Source organism: Streptomyces sp. NPDC090442, assembly GCF_044769405.1.
Classification (GTDB): Bacteria; Actinomycetota; Actinomycetes; order Streptomycetales; family Streptomycetaceae; genus Streptomyces.
Genome location: NZ_JBIVXW010000038.1, coordinates 82,830 through 89,271 on the forward strand (window position 1 = coordinate 82,830; position 6,442 = coordinate 89,271).

At 73.0% G+C, this 6,442-nt stretch carries 3 protein-coding genes; 2 read left to right on the top strand and 1 reads right to left on the bottom strand.

From position 1 onward, the window contains the following. Positions 1-15 precede the first annotated feature (15 nt). Together ACIQU6_RS25830 and mgtA are read left to right on the top strand one after the other, a co-directional pair. Complete coding sequence (locus ACIQU6_RS25830; protein ID WP_403484048.1) at positions 16-1,206, top strand: XdhC family protein; 1,191 nt, start codon at positions 16-18, stop codon at positions 1,204-1,206. 1,013 nt (positions 1,207-2,219) lie between these two features. Next, complete coding sequence (mgtA, locus tag ACIQU6_RS25835) at positions 2,220-4,964, top strand: magnesium-translocating P-type ATPase (RefSeq protein WP_403484049.1); 2,745 nt, start codon at positions 2,220-2,222, stop codon at positions 4,962-4,964. Positions 4,965-5,061: 97 nt separating this feature from the next. Here mgtA and ACIQU6_RS25840 read toward each other — a convergent pair whose 3' ends face one another. After that, positions 5,062-6,312 carry an MFS transporter gene (locus ACIQU6_RS25840; RefSeq protein WP_403484050.1) on the bottom strand — a complete coding sequence of 417 codons (1,251 nt, stop codon included), beginning with the start codon at positions 6,310-6,312 and terminating at the stop codon, positions 5,062-5,064. Between the last annotated feature and the right edge of the window lie 130 nt (positions 6,313-6,442).

Sequence of the window (6,442 nt, forward strand, 5' to 3'; positions counted from 1 at the left end):
CATAAGGAGACCGACGTGCTGGACCTCGCCGAAGAGCTGAACCGGTGGATGGAGCAGGGACGCACCTTCGCCGTGGCCACCGTCGTGGCCACCAACGGCAGCGCCCCCCGCCAGCCCGGTGCCGCGCTCGCCGTCGACAGCGACGGCACGGCGATCGGGTCGGTCTCCGGCGGTTGCGTGGAGGGGGCGGTCTACGAGCTGTGCCGGGAGGCCCTGGAGACCGGTCGGCCGGTCCTGGAGCGCTTCGGCTACAGCGACGAGGATGCCTTCGCGGTGGGCCTGACCTGCGGCGGGATCATCGACATCTTCGTCACCCCGGTACGGGCGAGCACCCCCGCGGCCGTCGCCGGCGGCGGCCCCGCGGGGAGCCTGGTGGACAGCAACGCCGCGCCGCTCGCCGCCGCGTTGACCGCCGCCGCCTCCGGCGAGGCGGCGGCGGTCGCGCGGATCATCGACGGCCCGACCGAACTCCTCGGCCGCGCCGTCCTGGTCCGCCCCGACGGCAGCCACACCGGCGGCCTCGGCGGACACCCGGCCCTGGACCGCACCGTCATAGGCGAGGCCCAGGCGCTGCTGGACGCCGGCCGGACCGCCACGTTGGAGATCGGCGCCGAGGGCGCGCGGTGCGGACAACCGGTCGTGGTGCTCGTCGAGTCGTCCGTCCCGCCGCCGCGGATGCTGGTCTTCGGGGCGATCGACTTCGCGTCCGCGCTGGTCCGGGTCGGCACGTTCCTCGGCTACCGCGTCACGGTCTGCGACGCCCGCCCCGTCTTCGCCACCCGGGCCCGCTTCCCGGACGCGGACGAGGTCGTCGTCGACTGGCCGCACCGCTACCTCGACTCCCAGGAGCTGGACTCCCGCGCGGTGCTCTGCGTCCTCACCCACGACGCCAAGTTCGATGTCCCGCTGCTGGAACGGGCGTTGCGGCTGCCGGTCGCCTACGTCGGCGCGATGGGCTCCCGCCGCACCCACCTCGACCGCCTCCAGCGGCTGCGCGAAGTCGGGCTCACCGAGATCGAGTTGAACCGGCTGCGCTCGCCCATAGGGCTGGACCTGGGCGCCCGCACCCCGGAGGAGACCGCACTGTCCATCGCCGCCGAGATCGTCGCCAACCGCCGCGGCGGCACCGGCGCCCCGCTGACCGGCGCCCACACCCCGATCCACCGCGACGCCCCGCGCCTGGGCCGGATCGGCGAGGTCGCCTGACGGGCGCCAACGGGGCCCGGCCCGGCTCCCGTTGGGCGACCGGGGCGGGCGAGCACGAAACTTGCGGGACGTAGCGGATGGAGGGGACGTACGAGACCTTCGGGACCTACGGGGTCACGAGACGCGAGACCTACGGCGCTTACGAGACCTACGGAGCCGGTGGACCTGACGCCGCCGGTTCCGCGGGAGGGCGGACCGCGCGTCCGTCACGGCACGGGCGCGGCACGGTGTGGGGGCCGCGCCCGTGCCGACGCGCGTCCGGGGCCGGATCGCGCGCGAACAACGGGGATGACGCGAAGGGCATGAACGGCCCGAAGGGCGTGCATAGCGGGCAAAATGCGACGTAGCTCACATCGTCCACGGGCAATAAATGGCCGATGGGACGAGAAGGCGTCGGTTGACGTGTGGCAGGATGGGGCCGCGAGGGCGCTCCTCTGGCGGGTGCCCGGCGATGTCCGCGCGAGCGAGGAGGTGATCGGGATGAGTCCCGAAGGAAGTCCTTGCCGCAGCGCTGCCCATTGCTGATCACGCCATTCAGCGCGTGAATCCCGGGCTCCTTCTTCATCCCGCTGTGTGCCGTCACCGATGAATCCCGGGCGCGTTCCGCCGCCCTCCGGGTCCGGCCCGTTCGCCTGCGCTCCAAGGGCCTCCACGGTTTTCCCGTGTGGTCCGGTTCGCGGTCCGGTTCACCGATGAATATCTGGCACCGGTAATTCCCCCTCATTCTCAGCGCCCGTGCGCACCGGCTCTTTCGGCCTGTCGGAAAGCATTCCGCGGACGAATCCACCGGATGTCGTTCCGGACGCGGGACTTTCCCCTCCGGGGTGTTGTTCCGCGTTTTCCGGCACGTTCTCCGGCGCGTTCTCCCTGGGTTTGCTCCCGGTTTTCGAACGATTTTCCACCAGCCCCTTCCGGTCTTCTTCCGTCGCCTCCCGGATTTTCTCCGGGGCTTCCGGGGCCTTCCGGCGGTGGCCGAGCCGTGCCCGCCCGCGTGCGCGTCAGGAGGTTTCGCCATGAGCACGATGACCACCCCGCCCACCCCCGAAACCCTCGCCCCGCCGGGCCGCCGCGCTCGACGGGAGCGCCGCGCCGCCGAGCTCGCCACCCGCACCCGCCGGGTCGGAGGCCGGCTGATCGAGTTCAGCGCCCGCCCCGCCGAGCAGGCCCTGGCGGACCTCGGCGGCACCTCGGCCGGCCTGACCCACCGCGAGGCGGCGGCCCGCCTGGAGCGCGACGGCGCCAACGCCATCGCCCAGGAGCGCCCGCCGCGCTGGTACGTCCAGTTGGCCAAGGCGTTTCGGAACCCGTTCATCCTCGTCCTCGTGGTGCTGGTGGCCGTGATGTACGGCCAGTGGCTCCAGGTCGCCGACACCGAGCCGTTCGACCCGAAGATCGCCATCCTCGGCGCGATGGTGCTGATCAGCGTCGGGCTGCGGTTCTGGCAGGAGTTCCGCTCCGGTGCCGCGGCCGACGCGCTGCGCGCCCTGGTCACCACGACCACCGCGGTGCAGCGCCGCGCCGGCCGCGGTCGGATGCCGGCCACCGTCGAGATCCCGATGGCCGACGTCGTCAGCGGCGACCTCGTCAAGCTGGCCGCCGGCGACCTCGTCCCGGCCGACCTGCGGCTGCTGACCGCCAAGGACCTGATGGTCAGTCAGGCCGCGTTGTCCGGCGAGTCGCTGCCGGTCGCCAAGGCCGACATCCGGTTGGCCACCGACCGTGGCCAGGACGCCACCGGCGACCCGGTCGAGGCCGACAACCTCGTGCTGACCGGCACCTCGGTCACCTCCGGGAGCGCCACCGGCGTCGTCGTCGCCACCGGCTCGGACACCTACCTCGGCTCGATGGCCGGCGCGCTCGTCGGCGAGCGCCCCGAGACCAGCTTCGACACCGGCGTCAAGAAGGTCAGCCTGCTGCTGATCCGCTTCATGATGGTGATGGTCCCGGTGGTGTTCCTGATCAACGGGCTCACCAAGGGAGACTGGGCGGAGGCGTTCACCTTCGCCGTGGCGGTCGCGGTCGGCCTCACCCCCGAGATGCTGCCGATGGTCGTCACCACCAACCTCGCCCGCGGCGCGCTCGCCCTCTCCCGCCGCAAGGTCGTCGTCAAGCAGCTCAACGCCATCCAGAACCTCGGCGCCATGGACGTGCTGTGCACCGACAAGACCGGCACCCTCACCGAGGACCGGATCGTCCTGGACCGCTACCTCGACGTGCGCGGCCGGCCCGACACCGAGGTCCTCGAACACGCCTACCTCAACAGCCACTTCCAGACCGGTCTGCGCAACCTGATGGACCAGGCCGTCATCGATCGGATGCACGAGGCCGAGGAGGTTGTCGTCGACGCCCGCTTCACGCTGGTCGACGAGATCCCCTTCGACTTCGCGCGCCGCCGGATGTCGGTGGTCCTGCGCCGCAACGACCTCGACGGCCCCGCCGACGAGCACCTGCTGATCACCAAGGGCGCCGTGGAGGAGATCCTGGACCGCTGCGTCCGGGTGGTGCGCGCCGGCGAGCGGGTCGAACTCACCGCGGCACTGCGGGAGTCGGTGCTGCGTACCGCCGAGGACCACGGCCGGCAGGGCCTGCGGGTGCTCGCGGTGGCGACCCGCACCCTGCCCGCGGACCGGGAGGGCTACGCCGTCACCGACGAGGCGGAGCTGACCCTGCTCGGCTTCCTCGCCTTCCTCGACCCGCCGAAGCGGGACGCGGCCGAGGCGCTGCGGGCGCTCGCCGACAACGGCGTCGCGGTCAAGGTCGTCACCGGCGACAGCGAACTGGTCGCCGTCCGGGTCTGCGAGCAGGTCGGCATCGACCCCGGCACACCCGTCACCGGCGCCGAGGTCGACGGGCTCGACGACCTCGAACTGCTCGACCGGGCCCGCACCGCAACCCTGTTCGCCAAGGTCAACCCGGTGCAGAAGGCCTGCATCGTGCGCGCCCTCCAGGCCGACGGGCACACCGTCGGGTTCCTCGGCGACGGCATCAACGACGCCGCCGCGCTGCGCGACGCCGACGTCGGCATCTCCGTCGACACCGCCGTCGACATCGCCAAGGAGTCCGCCGACATCATCCTGCTGGAGAAGGACCTCACCGTCCTCGGGCAGGGCGTGCTGCGCGGCCGCCTGACCTTCGGCAACACCGTCAAGTACCTGAAGCTGACCGCCTCGTCGAACTTCGGGAACGTCTTCTCGGTGCTCGTCGCGTCCGCGTTCATCCCGTTCCAGCCGATGCTGGCGCTCCAGTTGCTGGTGCAGAACCTGATGTACGACGTCTCCCAACTGGCCACGCCCTGGGACCGGATGGACGCCGACTACCTGCGCACCCCACGCAAGTGGGACGCCAAGGGCATCGGCCGCTTCATGCTCGTCCTCGGCCCGACCAGCTCGGTCTTCGACATCACCACCTTCGCGCTGATGTGGCACGTCTTCGGCGCCAACAGCGAGCTGCACCAGGCGCTCTTCCAGTCCGGCTGGTTCGTCGAGGGGCTGCTGACCCAGACCCTGGTCGTGCACATGCTGCGCACCCGCAAGATCCCGTTCGTGCAGTCCCGCGCCACCTGGCCGGTGCTGTTGATGACCGCGGTGGTGATGGCCGTCGGCGTGTGGCTGCCGTTCTCGCCGCTGGCCGGGGCGCTGGGCATGCAGGCGCTGCCGCTGGCCTACTTCCCGTGGCTGGTCGCGACGCTGGCCGCGTACTGCCTGCTGACCCAGGGGGTGAAGCGGTGGTACGTCCGCCGGTTCGGCGAGTGGCTGTGAGCCGGGCCGAGCGGGAGTGACGGCGCCCGGTGCCCGCGGCCCCGGTCGGTTGCGGACCGGGGCCGCGGGCCCGGGCGTTGGCCGTTCGCCGGCGCCGTCAGCGGCTGTCCCCGGTCGGCCGGGCGTGCCGGAGGTCGCGCACCGCGCCGGAGGCCAGCGGCAGCAGCGCGGCGAGCGCCGCCAGCGCGCCGGCCGCCGCGGCCACCCGGAAGCCGCCGTACGCCCGGGCCAGCGGCCCCACGCACAACTGCCCCACCGGGATGGCCGCGTAGGACAGCAGATCGCCGTACGCGGCGACCCGGGACAGGGCGTGCGGGGGCACGTGCTCCTGCAACGAGGTGTCCCAGGCGATGCCGGTGACGCAGACCCCGAGTCCGGCGGCGAACCCGCCGGCGACCAGCCAGGGCGCGTCCAGCCGCCAGCCCAGCACCAGCAACGGCACCGCCCCCAGCGCACTCGCCGCCTGCCCCAGCGCCAACAGCCGGCCGACCGCCAGCCGGTACAGCACCGCCCCGCTCAGCAGCAGCCCGACGCCCCGGGCGCTGAGCACCAGCCCCCACGCCGCCCGCCCCGCGGTCCGCTCGGTCAGCGCCGGCCCCAGGATCTGCCAGGTCCCGGTCTGCACCAGATTGATCACGAAGAACGCCAGTGTGGGCGGCCCCAGCCAGCGGATCCGCCGGAACTCCCGCCAGCCACCGAGGATTTCGGACCACACCGAGCGCGGCCGGTGCGCCGGCCGGCCGCCGCCGACCCGCAGGCGCAGCAGGCACCCGGCGGCGACCGCGTAGCTCACCGCGTCGCCGGCGAGCGCGGGCCCGCTGCCGGCGGCCGCCACCAACAGCCCCGACAGGCTCGGCCCCAGCACCTTGGCGACGTTCCGCACCGTGGCCAGCAGCGCGTTGGCCGGCCGCAGCGCCGCGCCCCCGACCAACTCCGGGAGCAGCCCGCGCAGCGCCGGGGTGGCGAACGCCGCGCAGGTCCCGCCCAACACCTCCAGCCCGGCGACCGCCGGCAGCGCATAGCGGCCGGTCAGCAGCAGCCCGGCGACCGCGCCCTGGGCGGCCGCGGCCCCGAGGTTCGCGGCCACCAGCACCCTCCGCCGCCGGAACCGGTCCGCGGTGGCGCCGCCCACCAGGAGGAACGCCAGCAGCGGCAGCATCCGGGCGGCGAGCACCGCACCGAGGTCGCCGGGCCGGCCGCCGGAACCGTCCAGCACCGCGAACGCCAGCGCCACCGGGGCCATCGCGCTGCCCAGCAGCGACACCGCCTGCCCGGTCAGGAACCAGCGGAAGGCGGGCTGGGCGAGGGGAGAGGCGGGAGCGGGAGTGCGGGCGGGCCGGGAGTCCATGGCCGGAGTCTGCGGGGGCGGCCGCGGAAACCTATCGGGTCGCCCCACGATTGATGATCTTGCTCACGGTTGGGGACATGGAGTGGTTTCTATGAGTTGTCTGGGTTGTGATGACTCATCAGGCTCGCGC

Bases quoted from the DNA above. Each gene is read 5' to 3' on its own strand.
- mgtA (WP_403484049.1), top strand. From the start codon at position 2,220: ATGAGCACGATGACCACCCCGCCCACCCCCGAAACCCTCGCCCCGCCG.
- ACIQU6_RS25840 (WP_403484050.1), bottom strand. From the start codon at position 6,312: ATGGACTCCCGGCCCGCCCGCACTCCCGCTCCCGCCTCTCCCCTCGCC.